At 63.1% G+C, this 19342-nt stretch carries 9 protein-coding genes; 1 reads left to right on the plus strand and 8 read right to left on the minus strand.

All coding sequences use genetic code 11. The features are described 5' to 3' along the window. Window positions 1–41: 41 nt before the first annotated feature. Genes dpdD through dpdE form a run of 8 tightly spaced genes read right to left on the minus strand, consistent with a single transcriptional unit; the run spans window position 42 to window position 17621 of the window. Entirely contained in the window at window positions 42–2063 is a 2022-nt protein-coding gene (gene dpdD, locus ACIOGX_RS19360; RefSeq protein WP_401914616.1) for a protein DpdD, read from the minus strand. Continuing rightward, window positions 2060–2581, minus strand: a complete 522-nt coding sequence (gene dpdK, locus ACIOGX_RS19365) for a phospholipase D-like domain-containing protein DpdK (protein ID WP_401914619.1) — start codon at window positions 2579–2581, stop codon at window positions 2060–2062. Before dpdK ends, dpdD begins: the two co-directional genes overlap by 4 nt. Continuing rightward, on the minus strand, window positions 2578–7083 hold the full coding sequence (gene dpdJ / locus ACIOGX_RS19370) for a protein DpdJ (protein WP_401914622.1): 4506 nt from the start codon (window positions 7081–7083) through the stop codon (window positions 2578–2580). Before dpdJ ends, dpdK begins: the two co-directional genes overlap by 4 nt. Next, window positions 7080–7760, minus strand: a complete 681-nt coding sequence (locus tag ACIOGX_RS19375) for a hypothetical protein (protein WP_401914624.1) — start codon at window positions 7758–7760, stop codon at window positions 7080–7082. The genes dpdJ and ACIOGX_RS19375 overlap by 4 nt, the downstream gene beginning before the upstream one ends. 5 nt (window positions 7761–7765) lie before the next feature. Next, window positions 7766–10837, minus strand: a complete 3072-nt coding sequence (dpdH, locus tag ACIOGX_RS19380; RefSeq protein WP_401914626.1) for a protein DpdH — start codon at window positions 10835–10837, stop codon at window positions 7766–7768. After that, on the minus strand, window positions 10830–11741 hold the full coding sequence (gene dpdG / locus ACIOGX_RS19385; RefSeq protein ID WP_401914629.1) for a protein DpdG: 912 nt from the start codon (window positions 11739–11741) through the stop codon (window positions 10830–10832). The genes dpdH and dpdG overlap by 8 nt, the downstream gene beginning before the upstream one ends. Then, on the minus strand, window positions 11741–14344 hold the full coding sequence (gene dpdF, locus ACIOGX_RS19390; protein ID WP_401914631.1) for a protein DpdF: 2604 nt from the start codon (window positions 14342–14344) through the stop codon (window positions 11741–11743). Before dpdF ends, dpdG begins: the two co-directional genes overlap by 1 nt. Then, window positions 14337–17621, minus strand: coding sequence for a protein DpdE (gene dpdE, locus ACIOGX_RS19395; protein WP_401914634.1), 3285 nt, complete (start codon window positions 17619–17621; stop codon window positions 14337–14339). The genes dpdF and dpdE overlap by 8 nt, the downstream gene beginning before the upstream one ends. Window positions 17622–18176: 555 nt before the next feature. On the opposite strand from dpdE, the gene ACIOGX_RS19400 reads away from it, so the two are divergent. Then, on the plus strand, window positions 18177–18698 hold the full coding sequence (locus ACIOGX_RS19400; RefSeq protein ID WP_401914636.1) for a VUT family protein: 522 nt from the start codon (window positions 18177–18179) through the stop codon (window positions 18696–18698). Window positions 18699–19342 lie beyond the last annotated feature (644 nt).

Here is a 19342-nt window from a genome sequence, read left to right on the forward strand (position 1 = left end):
TTGCTACGGGGGCCGCCCTGTCCTGGGCGGCCCCCGCTCTGTTAAGACTCTGCTGCTGCGAGACGGAGCGTATCGACGGCAGCGCGGAGGAGCGACGCGGAGCCACTCCCGTTCGCATATCCGACGTGCTTTGTCGTCTTGTTCTGATCAATGAAGCCGGTGGCCGCGTGCTTGGCGCAGCGCGTGGCCACAGCGATCACATTGGCAGTACGGGCCTTCTGCCGCAGCTGCGGCGTGCCTACATGGTCGTAGGCCGTCAAGACCTTCACAGCGGGAGCGAGCCGCTTCAGTTCCTCCTGGCATCGGGTGAGCACTGCCTCGTCCAGTGAGTAGAGCAGCAGTGTCGCCGAGGGGAACTCGACGGGCGTGCTCTCCTTGCCGTCTTCGCCAGCAGGAGCATCCCAGGAGAAGTTGATGCCGAGGTCTTCAGAGAGCCGGCGAGCGAAGGCAAGGTCTGCCTCAGTGAGACGGCGGCTGTGTGCAGACAGAGGCCCGAGCAGCTGCGAGCACAGGCTCGTGCGGGCCTCAGGATCAGGGCACGCTGCAAGGAACAAGCGGTCGACGAAGTCCAAGACGGCCGAGGCCCGTTCGGGAGCAACCCACCGTTCCGAGTCCGAACCGATGTCCTTTAGGATCTCCGCGTACTGCTCGGCAGAGGGAGCAGCGCGAAATGCGATCTCCATCAGCGCCTGCAAGGCCGCCAAGTCGCCAGGGCTGTAGCGGTTGAAAAGCACTGCGTTGCGGATGAATGCGTGGGCGCATTCGGGTGCGGGGTCATCGTAGCCCACGGCATCGATGAACGAGCCTACTGCCCGCCATAGTTCTCGCGCGGCACCGTCGCTCAACCCGTCCAGGAACTCGGCGAGGGTCCCATCGTGCTCTGCAGGAGTGGGCCACAAGGTCCACTGTTCCTCATCCAGAGCGTCCTTCGCCGCGCTGTCGCCCTCGGCGAGCGCGAAGAACAGGGCTGGCCAATCGTTGATCGGAGTGGCCGTGTCGGCCGACTCCTCGGGTTGCGCGGCTGTGGAGGCATCGAGGTCGTCCGAAGCCTGCGCAATGAGGACATTGGCCTCGTTCAACACAAGCGTGGGGATCTCGGGTGTCTGGTCAAGGTCCTCAGCAGCCGTCACAAACCGGCGTGCGGCCTCTGCGTTCTTGAGAATCACGCAAGCCAGTAGGAGCACCGTCATGGCCTGCGGTCCATACAACCGCGGGTCGCCTGCGAGCAACTCGGGGACGGCCCTGCCGTGGGTGATGAGGTTGGACTTGGCCGCCTCCAGATTCCGAGCCGCGAGTGGCTCCTCCAGAGCAACGGTGTACACGGCGTTCAGGATTGCTGCCTTCACCGGCGCAGGAGGATCTTGCCGGGCCACGTCCTGGAGTGCCGGGAACTCCAGCACCTTGGTACTCGCTCCGAGACGGTCAAGTCTCTTGAGCTTGAGATGCGCGAGATTCGTCGCAGTGAGCCCGCCCGCGGCAGCGAGTTGCTCAAGGAGGTCAAGCGACGCAGCTTCGCCGCCGGCCGCGAGAGCCGCGTCGAACTCGGCGATGAGACGCCCGACCGGTTTTACGACGCGCCATAGCCTTGGCGGACGCCTCAGGTAGGTCTGCTGCATCAGTAGCAGAGCATCAGTCAGGCCCTGCCGGTACTTGTCGCTCTCCCCGGTTGTCAGCCGGAAAGTGGAACGTTCGCCAGCCAGGTCGATGACGGCGCGTTCCACGGGATCGTCCCGGTTGAGGAGGGTTGGACGAAGGCCACCGCGCTCCATGTTGCAGTAAATGTACGTAGGCCCGGCAAATGCCTCAATGAGTTCAGCTGTCTTGCCGGCATCTGCTGGGTCACGTGCAATGGCGTACATCGAGTACGACTGGTTTTCGGCGACCCAACGAGGGAGAACGATGGGCGCGTCGTTATCGCCCAGCGCAATCTTGACGAAGGGCTCGGTGCGCGCTGTCCACGAGTGCTTGGGGTCCATCTTGGGCCATGCGTCGTTGCCATCGCCGAAGAACCTGTGCAGGAACGCCTGGATACGATCAATGGTCCAGGACGTGGTCTGGTTCATTCTCCGTTCCCCCACCGCTCGGCCAGGTCAATGCGTGCTTGAGCGGCAGCGTCGCCGCCTGCCCGGTAAGTGATCTTTTCGTCGTTCCGGGCCATGCCTCGGATCGTGAAGTTCATCGATCCACTCAGCATCCAGTCATTCCCGCACAGCGTCTTCTCGTGGATATCCGGGTCGCGGACGATGTGAGGCTTCCTTCCTGATGCCGCCTTCATCAGCCGGCGCAGGAAGTCCTCGTTGTGGGGATCATCGCGGGTCACGACGTGTACCTGTGCGCCACCATGGGCGATGCGGGCCACGGCGTCTGAGAGTCGGCACCCCACGGGAGGGGTGTCGCCAAAGAGTGCGTCGTAGGCGCCGTGGCTGTTGTCGAGGACCTGGACGTCAGTGATCCATGCGGACACCAACCACAGGTGGTCGCTGGGTGCGATGAACTCCGCAATCAGCGCGGCGGACAGCATGGTGTCAACGCGAATCGCGGTGTGCTGCCCAGTGCGGAGGGTTCGTTCCTGGGATTTCACTGGGCTGCCTCCCTCAATTCGACCCTGACTCGAATCTCGTTCTGGTGGCGGACCACGCCGCAGACTTCTCCGTAGACGCGCAGCACATCCCGGTCGATGGGCGTGACCGGAACTTGCTTCAAGGCTTGAGCCATCAGAGTTGCGTCTCCCGCTGGACAGACCATCTCGACAGCCGAGGTCGCGGTCAATTGCTGCCGGTAGGCGTTATCCCAGGTGGGCTTGGTGACGTCGATCACCGGTATACGGTCATCGTGTGCGGCTTGGACCAGCAGACGCTCGAGGACGGGGCTGTCGGCGTATGGCTGGTAGTGCTTCAGGTCTTGAGTGCGGGCCTGGTGGCCACGGGGCCACAGAAGACTGAAGACCTGGTCTGCGGTCAGGGACCGGGCGCCTTCCATCTGGAGCTTGCCGGATCCTACGGCGTATGCGATTACGCGAGCGTCGACCTCGACCCGGAGACGTTGCTCCAACTCCGTCCATGCGTCAACAAGGACGAGAGCGGTGACGTCAGTATCGGGTCCAGACCCCGGGCGCAGAAGCCGCGTGGACAGGGCAGCAACAGCTGCATGCCGAGGCGGGCCGTCGAGCCGTGCCCAGGCCTCGCGAAGGACGTCCAGAGCGTCCTCGGCCTCCTTGGCGGAACTGCCAGCCCGGAGTGTCGCCATTGCCTGGGCAGCTGTTCCGCTGGGTTCGTCGATGACGTGCCGGAGGAACCGGGTCAGCGTGGCGTCGACGTACTCGTATTCGCTTGGCGCGAGGCTGCTCGTCACAAGCCCCCAGAACTGCCGGGGATCCTTCGAGTAGAAGTCGACCAACTGCTCAACGATCCCCAACCCACCCACGGACGTTTCACTGAGCCACACCTCGGTGAGCGAGTCCTCTCCCGCACCGGGAAGTGTGTCAACGATGAGATCGCCGTCCTGTGCGTTCGGGCACGCGCGTTGAGCAGCAGCGAGAATCGCAGCTGCCATCGTGTCGCGGTATGTGCGCCGCGCGAGCGGGCTGGTCTCAGCTGAAATGTCCTCTGCTACCAGCAGCTCTGCTGCCCTGTCCAGAGCTGTGATGACCGTGCTGTTGGCGACAAGCTTGATCAACTCTGACACGAGTCGATCACCGTCGACCTCCTGCTCAGTCACGTCGGAGTCACGGTAGAGCACTTGGAAGATCTTGGAGAGATTGTGAGTCCAGGAACCGTTCTTCAGCAGCGCACGGACGTCAGCGTTCGTGCGGTTCCCGTCGAGTCCGGTCAGAGCGAACGCGGTCAGATAGATCTGAGCCAGGCGCTCCCTCTGGAAGCTGTCGGAGATCTCGGCCAAGGCCGGATCATCCTGAACCGTATGCAAGAAGGCCAGAGAGCGCCACTGAGGCGTAGTGAGGTACTCCCTGACAGCTGGATCGTCGAGGTTGAGCGGCTTAAGTGCGAAGCGGATGGCGTCGACACCCAAGGCGAATCCGAGTGCGGCCGGTCGTCCCCGGAGTTCGTATCGAACAGTGCGGGCTTGACTGTTCTGGCGTTCCCGGCGGACGTTGCACTCAGCGCCGAACGTCATGCGGCGCACTTGTACAGGGTTGCCGGCCGCGTGAGTCGCAAAGCTGACCTTGTCAATGCGACGTTGCCAGGGAGAAGGCTTCGGCACGGTCCCTTCACTGAGGGGTGCGTCGTCCTCCACTACCATCTGGGTGCCCCACTGCGGCTGTCCGTGGGACTGGTCCACGATGTCGGGATCGGGTTGGGAAAGTGCGAGACTCAAGGGGCGGACGACTTCGAAGTGGGCGCCATCGCATCCATGAGGCTGCCAGGTTCCCTCCAGCCTGCCCTCGGTGACGATTTCCCTCAGGTTGAGCACGTGGCCGTCCTCGTCGGGGATGGGGAGCCACGTGCGGTGAGTGTCGTCCAGGTATCCGAAACGTCGGCTGACCCGTCCCGGCACGGCTTCAGTCAGCGCCTTACCGATGGGCATGTGCTCGATGGATCCGTCCCCATTGTCGAAGGGGAGTTCCAGATCGACCTCAGGAAGGTTCAGCGGCTCGAACAGGGTACGGGTGATGAACTCGGGCAGCATGGCCTTCTTGCCCATGCCCGGGTCGTTTACAAGAGGTTCCCAACGAGAGCGGAGCCGGCGAAGAGCCGTGGGCACGACGGCCATGAGGAGGGAGCGAGGCTGTTCCCACAACACGGCCTGCGCGTCGTCAACGCTGATCTTCAACGCCTTGACGAGGTGTCGTGCAAACTCGTCCTGGACACGCTCCTCGGTCAGCAGTTGATGCAGGATCTTGATCAGTCCGAGGCGCTCGTTCTCGTACTCGGACAAGATCCTCAGGTCATCCTGGGTTGTCAGGAGCTTACGCACGTCGCCCCGCCCGACCTGGACACGCATCCTGCGCCCGGCCCAGTCAAGGAGAGCCTGCGCTCCCTGGATCTTGAGGACGTACCGGTTCTTGAGCGGCAAGGTCGTGGCAGCGACCTCCGGAGCAAAGAGCGTTTCGTAGCCCTGGTAGGCCAGGCGATCGCGACCGTAGTCCGACAAGGTCACAATGGTCAGCGGCCGAGTCCCGCGCTCTCGGCCAGCGCGGCCGCGGCGCTGGATGAACGAAGCAGCATTCCGCGGTGCCTTGTGCTGAAGGACAAGACCAACCCGGGGATCGTTGAAGCCCACTTCCAACGAAGCCGTAGCGATGGTGAGGTTCGCATTGCGGTTCACCCCCGCGTCCTGGGATGAGGTCCGCCCGATGATCAAGGGATGCATGCGGAGATCGGGGTCGAGTTCATGACCGATCCGCTCGACGAGTTCCCAGTTCTGTCCCTCGAGGTAGCGAGGCCCGGGCTCAGGGCGCGCACGTGACCGCAACCCGGCCAGCACGTCACCCCGGCGATTCGTGCGCCCACGGTGGTCCTGGTCGCCCTCGGCGTCGCGGAGGTACTTGTAGAAGCGGTTGGTGACGTCCAGGGCATCCGTGAAGAGGAACCCGGTCGAGCCGTAGAGGAAGGCGTCGTCACCGTTGTCGAGTATGCGGCCCCAGAGCATCGCAGTCTGGATCGACGTGGACAGGAGACTGGCTCCCGAGACTGGGTCGCCTCGCAGCGCGAGCGCGTACTCGCGGCCTTCCCGCACCATGGTGGCATCGTCGGGTGCAATGGGGTCCACGTCGCTCTCGCGCAGGCCGACCAACTGTGCGAAGAACTGGTTCGCGTCGCGCAGTGTGGCGCTGAGGCCCACGAAAGTTACGGGTTTGCCTACTGCGTCCCTCCATCTGCGTAGGAGGTAGGCGACCTGCGCCCCGTGCACTCCCGAGTAGGTGTGCACCTCATCGAGGAGCATCAGGGACGGCACGCTTCCCCCGCGCCAGCCCAGGAGGCTATCGAGGTAGCCGTCGGCGCTGCAATTGTTCAGCATCTCGGTAGTGGTGAACAACAGGTGCGGCGGGTTCTTCTTCAAGGACTCGCGAGTCAGGGCGAGTTGACCCTCCGGGATTTCGTCCCCGCAGCGTCGGCATATGAGGCGTTCAACGCGTTCAGCGCGGTCCCTGTCGGACCAAACCAACTCGCCGTCTTCACACTCAGGGCTGGGACAGGGAAGGAAGGGACACACGGCGCCGTCCCCTACACGTGCCCAACGGCCGGAACCTCGTCCGGGCTGAAGTCGCCAGTCGTCGGCGTGATTCGGGGTGCCTCCGTAGAGTGCGCCGAGACGCAGAGGCCTCTTCCCCTGACTGACGAGCGCGCTCTGAACGCTGCGAGCATTGACGATCGCATCGCGCAACTGATCCCGCAGCAACTCAGTTCGCGGATACAGAGCCAGAGTGTGGATCCTGTTCTGAACCCTGCTGTGGGCGTACTCCGCTATGGCCGCGAAGGCGGGCAGGTAAAAGGACAGCGTCTTGCCACTGCCGGTGCCGGCGCTGACGATGACGCCCTTGGAACGGTTTTGGCCTCGCAGTGAGGAGAAGACAGCTTGCGTTGACTCCAATTGAAAACGGGCGAGGTTCTTGCCGCCCAGTTGATCCTGGGCAACGCGGTCTTGAAGATCGCCCCAACCGGGAAGGGCGCGCAACTCCTTGAGTGCCTGGGAGCCCGGAATGTCTCGATCCGGGTAACGGCGGTAGCGAACGTGTAGGCGGTAGTCAGCAACGAGCCGCTTCCCTTGCCGCCACCACCCGTTGGGTGTGTCGTCTGCCCAGTCTCCGCGAGGACGGAACAGTTGACGCAGTCCCGCGGTCAAGCGCAGAGCTTCAGCAAAACGAGTGCGGTACCGGATCGATCCGTCAGTAGGCCAGGACACCTTGAAGAGCAGCGCGCGACCCTGCATCTCGCGGAGGATCTCGACAGCTGATAGTGCTGGCGGATTCTCGCATTCGTCGAGGAACCGCTCAGTACAGTTGAGGACGTCATCCTCTGAGAGCGCACCTTCCGTCACGCCCCACATGAGGAGGGGCAACTCAAGATCTTCAAGTTGGTTCAGGAGTTCGTTGACGAACTTCCGGTCTACGGGGCTCTGGTTCACGAACCCTTCCTCTTCAGGGTGATGTGGGCGTCCATCCGGCATTCGCGAAGGAGCGCGATCTCTTCGTCTGTGACGTCGCCTAGCGTCAGGCCAGGCTGCTCGCGTAGCCGATTCAGCAGGTCGACAAGTGCTTCCGGCGGATCTTGAGTATCTTGAAGAAGTTCCGCCAGTCCGGCGTACGTGGTTGCGAATGTGGTGATGGCGTCTTTGGACGCCTTACCCTTGGCGATTCGCTCCATTTCGAGTTGTCGCCTGGATGCCTGCTCCTCGGCCTCGAATTCGACAAGCATCGAGATTCGTGCCAGGGGAAGTTCCGCGAGGAGTTGCTCCGTCCAGGCAGACCAAGCCGCTTGATTCTCTTCCGCGAGGCGATCGGTTGCCGCCTGTGCCTTCCTCTTCGCCGTGTTGAACACCTGGTTGGAGGGGAGTCCGCTAGGTCCCAGACCGCGTTCAAATCCAACTCTGCCGTCATCGATGCCGGACAAGTCGATGCCGATTCCCGCGCCGCGGGACTGCAGAGCCTGCGTGACGGCCAGTTGCGAGCGAAGCTGGTTGAGCTGAGAGCGGAGTTCCAGCAACCGGCTTGATACACGAGCGGCCTGCCGCTGAGAGTCCTCGCCATCCGCGATGCGTGAAGCGTGATCCTCAAGCAGCTTTGCCTTCTCGTACACGGACATCCGGGTCACTGTTGATCAACCCCTTCAACTGCCAGGGAACGCCATTCGGCAACGAGTTCCTGCACGCCCTCGGCTGCGCTCTTTGCGGCCGAAGAACTCGCCCGCATCTCGGCGCCCTTCAGTGCCTCATCAAGCCACTCATCAGCGACACAAAGCAGGTTCCGGATAACTGCGATGGAAGCTCCTCGGTCCTGGGCGGCCGTACGGATGCGCGCAGTCAGACGCGACGCCTCAGGGCGATCGTCGTCGAAACACCGACCCAGGTCGTCTTCCAGAGCGGAGATCGCGGACCACTCCACAGCAGCGGCCTGCTCAAGGAGAGCATCGAGTTCACGCGCTCGTTGGGCGGGCAACGACAGACTGACCTCTCTTGCCCTATCAACGGCAGATCTGATGCTGGCCAGGGTGTGATTCCCCGGGGTGCTGCGGGGTTGCCGCATCCGGATGTCGCTCAGCCAGTCCCTGAGCACCGTGACTTGCCCGTCGATGAGCGTGGACCACGACGCGAATGGTTTGACTGCGGGCTTCACCCACTCTGGGATGCTGCCCGCTGGCATTTCCCACGCCCAGGTGCCTGTTGCCTCTTCCAGCAGAGGGACTGCCCGGGCTGCATCGATCATGCCCACGGCTCCCCTGCTGCCCTGCGAGATGCCGATTCCGGTACGAATACGCTTCACCAGGGCGCTGCGCGCCGACAGGTGCTGGTTGAGGGCGGCGGTCCACCGGTCCGGCCTTGACATGACGCCGGCACCTCTCCAAGCGTCGCCGTCGTCCACCGCTGCCGCCAGGAGCTCTTCGATGCTCATGCCAGGCCAGCAGCGGCCAGCAAGAACTGCTCCCAGAACGGACGCCCGTAGGCCCAGGACAAGGTCGTCGTCCGTGACCTCCAAGTTGCGTTGAACCCGGGATGCCAGCGCACCGGCGTGCCGCTCGGCGAGGGTCGCGAGCCTCCGGATGTCCTCTCCGCGGACCTGGTCCAACCCGTTCTGTGCGCGGATCAAGCTCTGGAAGAACCTGCTGTTCGTAGCACTCCGCTTGAACTGGATCGGCGCGCTATCAGCACCTGTGATGCCTGCGACAGCAGAGCCTTCGATGCTGACGACGGTCGCGTTGTTCGGCCAGCCCTTCTCCTTCACGTTGCCCTGGGCCTGCATGAGCGGCGTATTCCAGCGATACCGCTCGGCTACTGCTGTGGCGATGACTGTGCGGATGGCTCGGGCATGATCCTGCTTGAGGTCGTCGCCGCGGGTCACCCACTCCTCGATGTTCTGGAGGCTCCGCTGAACAGACAGCGGATAGATCTTGTATTCCGTCTTGGCAGTGCCTGGCGTGGCGCTGTGTTGGGGGGAAGGCTCAACCTCACGTCGTGGCTGCTGCGGAGGGGCTTGGACCCCAGCAGCCATGGGGTTGAGAGCAAAGGCCTCCAACACTGTGGAATCGATTTCGATGCCCCGAGCAGCCGCGTCGCCCCAGAACTCAAGGATCAGCTTCCGCCGTGGGCCGGCCACCCGATCATTGGTATCGATGAACGATCGCACGGCTGTGTCGAGCGTTGTGTCGATGTCAGCCGTAGGGAAGCTCTCGGAGAAGGCCACGTCGGGAAACTCCCCGCGCCGCAGCGACCCAGCGTGCTCAATGAGAATTGGTCGTACCACACTCCCGAGCACCGTTCGGGGGACGAACCCCCACGGTTCATCCTTCGAAGCTGTGGAGTGGACCATGCGAGTCAAGGCTGGGCGATTGAAGGGGTAGAGCCCATATCCCTCGCCCGATGCTCCAAACGCGTCGTGACAACGAGGCTGCTGGGGACAGGCGTCACATGCGTTCGGCGGTTCGGCACCGCCTACCTGTTCCAGTTGATCCTTGCCGATGCGCGCTGCGTTGAGGTAGCGGCCAACGAATGCAGCGATGGCTTCTTCACCGGTGTCTTCTTCACTGAACGGAACATCCAGGTCATACGCGTATCCCAGGTTTGCTTGTACACGGGTGAGCGCAGTCTCTGGCAAGTCACGGAAGTAACCAGTCGTTACCGCCATAAGGGTACGGATGGGGGCTAGCCGTGTCGCCCCCTCCCGGTGGGCGGCTTCGACGACGGCGTCCAGCAGGTCCTTCTGCACCCCCTGAATGAGGGCAAAGTCCTCGATGAGAAGAATGATCTCTTTTCCCTGTCGGTGGTACTCCTCACGGACAAGGGTCATGGCCTCTAGCAAGCGGCCCATGCCCAGGTTGAAGCTGCGATTGATCGCAGTCTCCAAGTGCTCGTTCAGGAGGTCGATCGCGATCTCTTGGAGTTCGGCCTTGGAGCTGAGAACCTGGACCCACTTCTTGGCGAGCGCCGAAGCCTTACTGACGTCAGTGATGTCTAGCGGGAGATCATCAACTGTGAACTTCGGTGGGCGATCTTCATCTCCCTTGGTGCGGTCCCGAAGGAGATAAATGGCCAGTTGTGGAACAAATTTCTTGGGCTGGAGCATGAATTCACTGACGTGCGGATCGTCAAGGAGTGCTCCGAGACCATGAGGGCCGAAGAGTTGCCGCGCCGGTCCTGATACACCGCTTCCAGTCTCGGCTACGAGGGTCTCATTAAGGGAATGGATCAGTCGCCGAGCAAGAGCTGACGCATCGATATCAGCGGTGAATTTGTCGATCTCCGACTTGAGTTGCTTCAGTTCGTCACTGTCCGCCTTGGCGATCAGGCTCTGCACCACTGCCCTGAGGCTTGTCCTGTGCTTCTCAAGGTAGATGATCTCGCGATCATGAGGCCTGTCGTCGACCAGTTCGAGGTGCTCACGGACCCATCTGACGAGGTGAGACTTTCCGGACCCGGACTCGCCCACGATGGGCATAAGCAATGCGCCGCTGTTGGACTCGTGGTTCAGGAAGTCGTGAAGGACCGTCCGCTCGTCAATCGGCTGGCCTTCAAGCGCGAGTTGCCGGCCGTCAAGCCGCGCTCGTTGGATACGCAACGGCGCATGAGTGGCCCGAAAGACAGCAGGAGAAGGGGAGATCGCCTCCACGCTGATGGTGTTGGCGGCCGTAGCGGGATCCCAGCAGACCTTCCCGCGGAAGTCAGGCACTTGGGACCTCCTCGATCGTGATGTCGCTTACGTAGCGCGGACTCGAGGGCTGCTCTGGATCGGTCACCTGCAGCACCAATGCGGCATCGGAATCGAGTTCCAGGCGCAGCCAGCCCTCGTCGTTACCGCGAAGCAGCGCAAAGGAGAGGACAGGGCCCGCTACACGGTCACCGGGGTTGGGGAGGTCGAGAGCCAGGGAGTATTGGGCGCCGGAGAGTATGGGCAAGTGCTCGCGGATGCTTCGGACGGCTGTTACGGCATTCACCTGGCGGCCCGTCTCCCACAGGCGCTGTATGACGTATCTGACCGCAGCGGTGCAGTCGGGTACCAATCGACTGCCACCTCCGCCGGCAAGGAGTGGTCGTGCTGCGAGCCCTAGCGCCGGGGCCCATTCGCAGAACTGTCGCCATCGCTCGGCGTTTACGACAGCCGGTCCCGCCTCGGGCCTGAGAGGGGTCTCCTTCATGAGGTCCTGCGCCTGGTCCCAGTCCACGGGAGGGCCCATGGGATCTAGCGTGAGGAACCATGTCAGGGCACGCGTGAGGTCTCGGGATTCTCTCTGTTCATCGTTGTCGCCCAAACCACTGTTGCGCTCAGATGCGAAGACGGCGCTGCGCAGCGCAGCCGCGAATGCGTCCCAGTCTTGGCCGTCGAGATGCTCAGCGGGTCCCATGAGCGTCAGCTCACCGGTGGATTCGTCGACGTGAAGCAGCCCGAGCTCCCGCAGCGTCTTGACGGCCTTGTTGAACATCTCCGACGCATCTTTGTCACCAGATGCGAGGGTCGGTGGACTCAGCAGAGCGCGTGCGCCGTTGAGTGGTACTGGCTTCTTCGAGTGAGCCAGTAGACGGACGACTGCCCACATGGGGTCGGGGCGCGAAGCGTCCACGTTGATCAGGGCCATCAGAACGACTCCAACGCGGTCTGAACGGAGAAACTTTGAGGATGAAAAGCGCCGAAGGCCAGGGCTGGGCAACTCGGATCCGGCGTGCTTCGCGGGTGGATCAAGTAGGTCACGTCTGGTGAGTCAAGTCGCGACCTGAGTACCCGGTCCATCGGTGAGGGATCGTCTTCCAGAACCCAGACGATGGGGCCTTCGTAGAAGCGGAGTAGATCCGCGTCGGTGTCGCAGATGATCGGGTGCGGTGCCACATCCTCCTGAAGGGCTTCAGCTAGAGATGGCGTGATTCCTGGCCCACCAATGACATTCATGCCACGAAGGGCCAGCATCTCCAACAGCCTAGGCACCTTGACCTGACGGTCATTCTCGGTCCCCCACCACAAACTGAGGCAGGACGCTGTGCCTCGCATGCTTCGGAGTGGATCGTGGCTGGTCCGGCTAGGGGCTGGAACCAGTGGATGAGGGTCTCCGGCCAGCTTGTAGAAGCCGTTCTCCTGTGGAAGGCCTGTCGTTCTACAACTGGGGCAGCCTCGGCAATTCACCCCTGTCAGCAGTGGGGCACCGCCTTGCTGGACGCGGTAGTAGGTGCTGAGAACCTCGCCTGTGCATCGATCACCACGTAGCAGGGTGCGGAGATCGGCTAGGGCGTGTCGCTGCGCGGTGATTGAGCGTCGGCGCTCCGCTTCGAACCGAGTCCGGAAGTGCTCCTCGTCGTTGGTCTGAGTGTCTTCGAGCGTGACGTCCACGTGCGTGGATGCCACCTCGTAGAACCGGTCGAGGCGTTCCTGGAAGGCTGCGCGTGGTTCGTCATCGCGTCGCTGGGGCGGTTCAGGAACGTGGAGACCGATGAGCCCGGCGCGCAGCATGAGGTTCAGGGTGCGGATGTTCCAGTCGCGGTTGGCCTCGGAGGTGTCGTGGACGTTGTCCGGGATGGAGTCAAGATTGACAAGGTAGTGACGCGGACGTGCGTAGGTCTTGTCTCTGAGCGTCCACATCCACCGCCACCTCGACCACGCCTTGTCTGCACCGATGATCGCTTGCCGATTGATGCCTTCGGCGACGGGCTCATCCCGAGGGGCGGACGCCAGGTAGGCCACGGACGGACGTCCGTCCCGGCCTGTGCGCCCTACCTCCTGGTAGTAGCGGTCGACGGTTTCGGGCAGGCAAGCGTGCACCACACTGCGGACGTCGGGTAGGTCTACACCCAGGCCGAAGGCTGAAGTTCCTACGACGATGTCGTATCTGGTGGGGATAGGGCCCGAAGCGGAACGGCCGCTCCAGCCTTCCACTGCGTTTCGGCGTTCGTCGGAGCTGGAATAGCCTGCGACGTCAGCTACTCGTGCGAAGCCGGCTGTGCGTAGGCGGTCGAGCCACGCCTTAGCGTCCTTCCGCTCTGTCACGTACAGAGCTAGTGGTTTCGGTAGACGGTCGATGGCGCGAAGGATTGCCTCGGTGCGCTGCTCCTCGTCCGTGAAGGCATCGATGTAGTAGCTGGGTTCATGGCGCACCTGGGCGCCCCAAACGATCTCGGCTGGCTTGGGGTCTGCGAAGAGTTTCTCGAGCGTGGTTACCTGCTGTTCGGTGAGTGTGGCGCTCATGCAGACCGTCACGGGTGCACGTCCGGGCGGTGCTGCGCTCAGCCAGGTCCGACGGTGGACGGACATGGTTTGGAACTCAGGTCGAAAGCCTTCGCCCCATTGCTCGACGAGGTGGGCCTCGTCAATGACGAAGTAATGAAGGTGGCCTGCCTCGGCAGCATCTTCCAGCGCAGACTTAAGTCCAGAAACGAGCGATTCAGGGTTTGTGAAGACTAGCCGCTGTTTACCTGTCCGGATATCTTCTCGTATTTGTTGCTTGAGGTTCTCGTCGAGGCCGCCGATGTAGGCGTAGCGGCCGGAGGGACTTTGTCGTCCGCGGCTGTTCAGCAACTCCTGGGCGCGACGTTCCATGTCCAACGCGAGCACGACAGTCGGCACTACGACCAACGTGACTCCGGTACGGTTGCTTGCGAGCAGAGCCGGAGCCTGTACGAGGGCGGTCTTGCCGTGGCCGGTCGGCAAGCAAGCGATGACAGTGCTGCCAGGCTCTGCGAGTGCCACAGCGCGCGCAGCTTGCCGCTGCCCGATTGACTTGTACTGAGCGTAACCGCTGCCGAGAGCACGGATCCAAAAGGGGTCAGCTGGACACGGCTCCAACTCAAGGTGTGCTTGAAGGCTTTCCCCGAGGTGGACCTTCTCCAAGTCGTACGTGGCTGCTTCGTCAGCTTTCTGATCTTCCCCGCCAGGGTGCCACGGCCGGGCTGTGACCAAGACACGACGGCTGTCCGGGAGCGCATGGCAACGCATCTGTTCCCACTGTTCTCGCGTGGGCAGCGGTGCGCCAGTTGGAACTGAAAGGCCAAAGGTGTTTCCGCCGGCCTGAGCTTCGAGAAGGATCTGCCGTGTCAATGCTGCCACGTCACGCCACGAGGCCCTCTGTTCAGTCAGGCCGTCGAGGGCATCCTTGAGCCGCCGCAATGTGCCGCTGTATTCCGCCTCTTCCGGCGTCGGGACAACGAACGGCCAGGCGTCAAAGAGTTGCTGTGCCCCAATCCAACTGTCACGCACCTGCCTGTGCCCCCTTTCGCTCAGCGCGGAGAACGCAGGTTGCAACCATGAGCCGTACGCTGGGCTGCATGAGGCCGTCGATGAGCAGACCAGCGGTCTTCACATCTGCCAGTTGGCTTTCGTCCTCACGCAGGAGGCGACCGGCAGCCCTGCGGGCCTCTGCCTGCGCCCGAGTCACGGCGAGTCGTCGGCGACCGCGTTCCTGGGCCTCGGCACAGAGTGCCTTCAGGTCAGTGACGCAGAAGAGTTCGTCGCGTGCGACCTTCTCGGCGGTCTCAGCAGCATGCCGGAACTCCGACCAGCCACCGAACACGTCGATGAGAACACGAATCCGCTGACCACTCAGGTTTTGACACTCTTGGTTGCTGTAGGAGTCGTTCAGCCATTCGAGCGCCGAGGCCAGCGTCAGTGCCTCGGTGCTTCCAGCCCGCACCCACACTCTGTGCGTGAACGGCGGAAGCAGGAAATCGGCCTGGCGCTGCAACGCCCGTTCCACCTCTCCCCGGTTGGCCATCGCCTCTGCCGCCACGGAGATGTCGGCCTCAACCAGGAAGTCGAAGCCGAAGTAAGGCTCCGGGTCACCCATGTGGCTGGGGTCCGCTCGCTGGTAGGCAGTGGCCTGGCCACGTTCGTCGATGCCGCTCAACGCGGCGAGCGCGTCGATGAAGGGGTTGCCTATGCGGAACAACCTTGTGCCAGGATCACGCAGGGCCCTGGACCGGTTGAACGTCCCCTGGGCCATGGCAGGACCCAGCGCCGCGGTCTGCGCCACGTAGAGCCGCGGCGGCACCTGCGGCCGTGACCCAACGAGATCGAAGGCGCTCTTGCCGGCCGTGCGCTCGTAGTGGCGGATGTTGATACCGCCAGATCCTGCGCTCGTGTACCGGAAGACACCGCGCTGAATCTCTCTCCACTCCAGTTCTAGCCCCCTGAGGGTCTTGACCATGCTGTCTCGGTCATCGACATCGAGGTAGATGGCTTCGAGCATGTCCATCTTCTCGATCTGTTGGCGCGCTTCGCGGAGCTGATCTTGAACTCGTTGCTGGGCGGACGCGAGCCCGGACGGGCCATCTCGTAGGGCGTCGTTCCAGACAGCATCGCGGCCTTCTGCGATGGCGTCCTGCAGTGTCGACACTGACCTCGAAAAGACGTCGTAGCCCTCACGCAACAGGTTGAGCCACGCCGTGCCAAGGGCTTCATCCTCGGCGCTTGCGCTGACCACGTACTGGCTGGCTTCATCGAGTTGGCTGCCGGACTCGCCACTGGGATAACGGTCAACCCGTCCGATCCGTTGTTCGAGCTGGTTGGGGTTCCACGGCAGGCGCATATGAACAACGGCACTCGCGACCTGAAGGTTCAGGCCATCCTCGGCGGTGTGGTCGGCGACAAGGACGGACGTGCCCGGCGCCGTGCGCCACTTCGTGACCGCATCCTCAGAAGCCGCCGCTCCGGCCTGTGCGGTGTGCTCCACAACACAGGCTGTACGAGACAACCGCCGTAGATACGACGCCAGTTGTTGCGCCAGCACTCCCGCACCGCAGAAGACAACGATGCGTCCACCGCGATTCAGAGTTGGGACGAGGGCGTTGACCGTCGCCTTGAGTGGCTGGTTGCCCTCTGCTTCGTCGAGGTGCCTCTCTAGCTCGTCGAGTGCTTCCACCTCTGCAGGGATGAGAGTGGGCACGGCGAGCATGGCCTGTTCCTGGGCACTGAGGCCGGCTCGTTGCGCCGCCTCGGCATCTCTGCGGACCCGCCAGCGCAGGGCATCGACAAAGTCGTCGAAGGGCCCGCCCGTCCTGGACATGAGGACACCGAGGATGCGGGCGTACGCGGTGGTCTGATCTTCAAGCCCGGCATCGAGCAAGGAACTCGAGACGCCAATGCGCCACTCTGTAAGGGCAGTTTCGACCGCATCAAAGGTGGACGGCAGGGTGATGACGTCCGAGAGCTTCCGCCCGCGGACAGCGTAGGATTCGCCTTCTTCAGTATCGTCTTCCGGCCTCTCCACCTGGTCGCGCCGGTGTCGGATCACCCGACGGTGTAGGCGGTACGTCTCGCTGATGTGCCCCCGCAACTCCTCCACGCGCAGGGAGAGCTCATCGGGTTCTACTTCATCGCGGAGGTCATCGTCCTCAGTGAGGCATTCGACGATCCGATCTGCAAGGTGCTCAAATCGGGGGTCATCGGGAAGGATCCGCCGGATGTTGTTGAGCGTGGACCTCAGCAGGAAGGTGAAGGTGGCATCCAGGGCGTAGACGCTGTCGGCCAACTCGGCTCGTAGGGCGTAGCGGTGCTCGAAAGCTTCGCGGTCGTCCCAGCTGTAGAGGTCGCGGTCGAGCAGGTGCAGCAGGCCGAGGTGAGTGGTGTAGTGCGAAGTCACGGGGGTCGCGGACAGGAGCAGAAGCTTCGGTGCGGAGTGCGCCAGGGCGGATAGTTCCCGGTAGGGCGAGAGGCCCTCGTCGGCGTTCTGCACCAGTGCATGGGCTTCGTCCACGACGACAAGTGCACTGTCGTGGTACGCGGACCACTTCTCCGGCGTCTCGTGGGACGTGATCACAATCCGGGCTGAAGGAAAGTCGTCGACGAAGAACTTGCTGCGGAGCTCCTTGTCCCACTGGCGCCGCAGTGGCTCGGGGGCAACGACTGTAATTCGTGCCTGCGGATCGTCCAGGAGGGTCTGCCGGATGACGAACCCAGCCTCGATGGTCTTCCCCAGGCCTACTTCGTCTGCGATGAGGTATCGCTGCACCGGATCAGTGAGCACCGTCATTGCCGCGCGGATCTGGTGTGGGAAGACCTCGGCAGCCGAGGACAGCAGCGCAGCCATGTTCGCGCAAGCAGCCCGTTGTGCAACGAGGTCACGTAGGAAGGGAAGCCGAGCGTCGCGGAAGAACCCCGACTCGCCACCACCACTCGTGAGGACTTGGAGGGGATCGTGAACGGGGCGGTCCCAGCGCACTCGGAGATCACACTCGTTCGCGCGCTCGTTCCACTTCTTGTTGGGGACCTGGATGAAGTATTCCGGGAGATGCTCCCCCGTGACCCGGGCAGCGAGCCAATCTCCGGTGCTCGGTTCGCGCCAATAGACCCGCGTTTCTGCTTCGAGTTTGGCCCGCCAGCAGCTCTTCGCCGGCACACGCTGAGAGTGGACGACCTCCTCAGCTACTGATTCGAAGAAGTCGACGCGCAGCAGCTCGCCGTCGATGGCGCCAACCCGGCCGATGCCCGGAGCCCCCGTGAACTCGACGAGGTGTCCAACCGCGAAGCCCGAAGACATACTTCTGCTCGCCCCCACCTGCTGATTTAACAACTGGCACGAGCTTAAGCGCATCCACTGACAACGCAGTCGACGGAGTAGATCGCGAATTCGCATGCGTTTTCGATACTGGATAGTAGGTGCTCCTGCGGCATCCCTCTACGGTCGTCATGTACCCGCCCAATGCGCACTAAATGGATCTATCGGACTGGCTCGCTAAATGCATCGCGCCACAAAATACGACCGAAACAACATCTTGCCCGGAGGGGACACCGCCATCGCAGCGAGCCGTGCACAGCAACGACGCTCGCGCCGCCGCCGGGGAACGACCTCCGCCTGACCTGCACGTGCATGCTCCAGGCGCACTCCCTGGTGCGCCCGGATGTAGCCGAGCCATGCTGCCCTGATCCGCATATGCCGCCTGGCAGTGCACTCAATCCCAGACAGAGTCTCCAAGGCCAGGAGCCGTGCCGATGTCAGTGGCCTGGGTTGTACTGTCTGGGCGTTCGCCTCGCTGTCCGTCCACGGCGCGGTATTGGCACAAACCACCACATCACCGAAAACAGAAAGAAGACCGTGAACGTCCCCGCCCCTGCCGGTATCGCGACCCTCGTCGCCTACGTCGCCACCATCCCTGCTGCGAACCTTGCCGTCACCCACTTCGGAGCCGTCTCCGTCGGCTTCGGCTACGCCGCCCCTGCCGGGGTCTACATGGTGGGTCTCGCCTTGGTACTTCGGGACCTTGCCCGTGAGTCCGCCGGCCGTGGTGCTGTTCTCGCGGCCATAGCCGTCGGCACCATCCTGTCGTACTTCCTTGCTGACCCGGCGCTGGCTGGCGCCTCAGCTGCCGCCTTCGCGGTGGCCGAAACAATGGACTTCGTCGTCTACGAGCCTCTCCGGAAACGCGGCCTACTGATCGCGATGCTCGCCTCGAACGCCGTCGGCCTGCTCGCGGACAGCCTCCTCTTCCTCAAGTTGGCCTTCGGTTCCTTCGAGTACCTGCCCGGCCAGATTCTCGGCAAGGCGTGGATGACCTTCGCTGCAATCGCCGTGCTGGCCCTCCTTCGACGACGCAAGCAGGCGAGCGCGAGCACCTGATCACCGTTGGCGACGTCATCGGGGGCGCTGGTGTGGGCGTCGCGTGGCACTGACCTGTGCGTGCGCAGTACCAGTACAACTCCCGGTTAATGCCTGGCCATTGACGCCAGGGCACGAGTCGCAGGGTCAACTTGCCTCGCTCCTGGCGCTTCCGATACGGTCGCGTCATCAATGAGGGCCCCACCATGCCTAGGTCTGGTGGGGCCCTTTTGTGTCCTCTCGAACCCGGGGGGACCGAATGTCGCGTGCCACCGTCTTCTTCAGGTTTGGCGGCCAGGGAGACGGCAGCCGTGCTCATGCGTAAGGACAACTGGTGAGTACACACCATGGCACAGGTTCCAGTCGGCAGTCACGCGGGGATGGCCCCGCGGACGACGCCCGGTTCCCGGAGGCTCCATCGTCGACGTCCTCCCATGTACGGCGCGCAAACGTACAACTGCTGGTCGGCGGCCGCACCGTCTTCGCGGTGTACATCTCGCCCGCGATTGTGGCAGGTGCAGCAGGTGCGTGCCTGGGACTCGGGGCGGTGAGTTGGGGCCACTGGCCTTGGCTGTAGAACCGTGAGGCATGCCGCGGGGGCACCTGCTCCCGCGGCCTTCGGGCGGTCATTGAAGGCACGGACGGAGTACTGCAGTGTCTCGCCG

Source organism: Streptomyces sp. NPDC088147, assembly GCF_044741565.1.
Lineage (GTDB): Bacteria > Actinomycetota > Actinomycetes > Streptomycetales > Streptomycetaceae > Streptomyces.

Excerpts from the sequence above, each read along its gene's own strand:
- dpdD (WP_401914616.1), bottom strand. The coding sequence starts at position 2,063 with ATGAACCAGACCACGTCCTGGACCATTGATCGTATCCAGGCGTTCCTG.
- ACIOGX_RS19375 (WP_401914624.1), bottom strand. The coding sequence starts at position 7,760 with ATGTCCGTGTACGAGAAGGCAAAGCTGCTTGAGGATCACGCTTCACGC.
- dpdG (WP_401914629.1), bottom strand. The coding sequence starts at position 11,741 with ATGGCCCTGATCAACGTGGACGCTTCGCGCCCCGACCCCATGTGGGCA.
- dpdE (WP_401914634.1), bottom strand. The coding sequence starts at position 17,621 with ATGTCTTCGGGCTTCGCGGTTGGACACCTCGTCGAGTTCACGGGGGCT.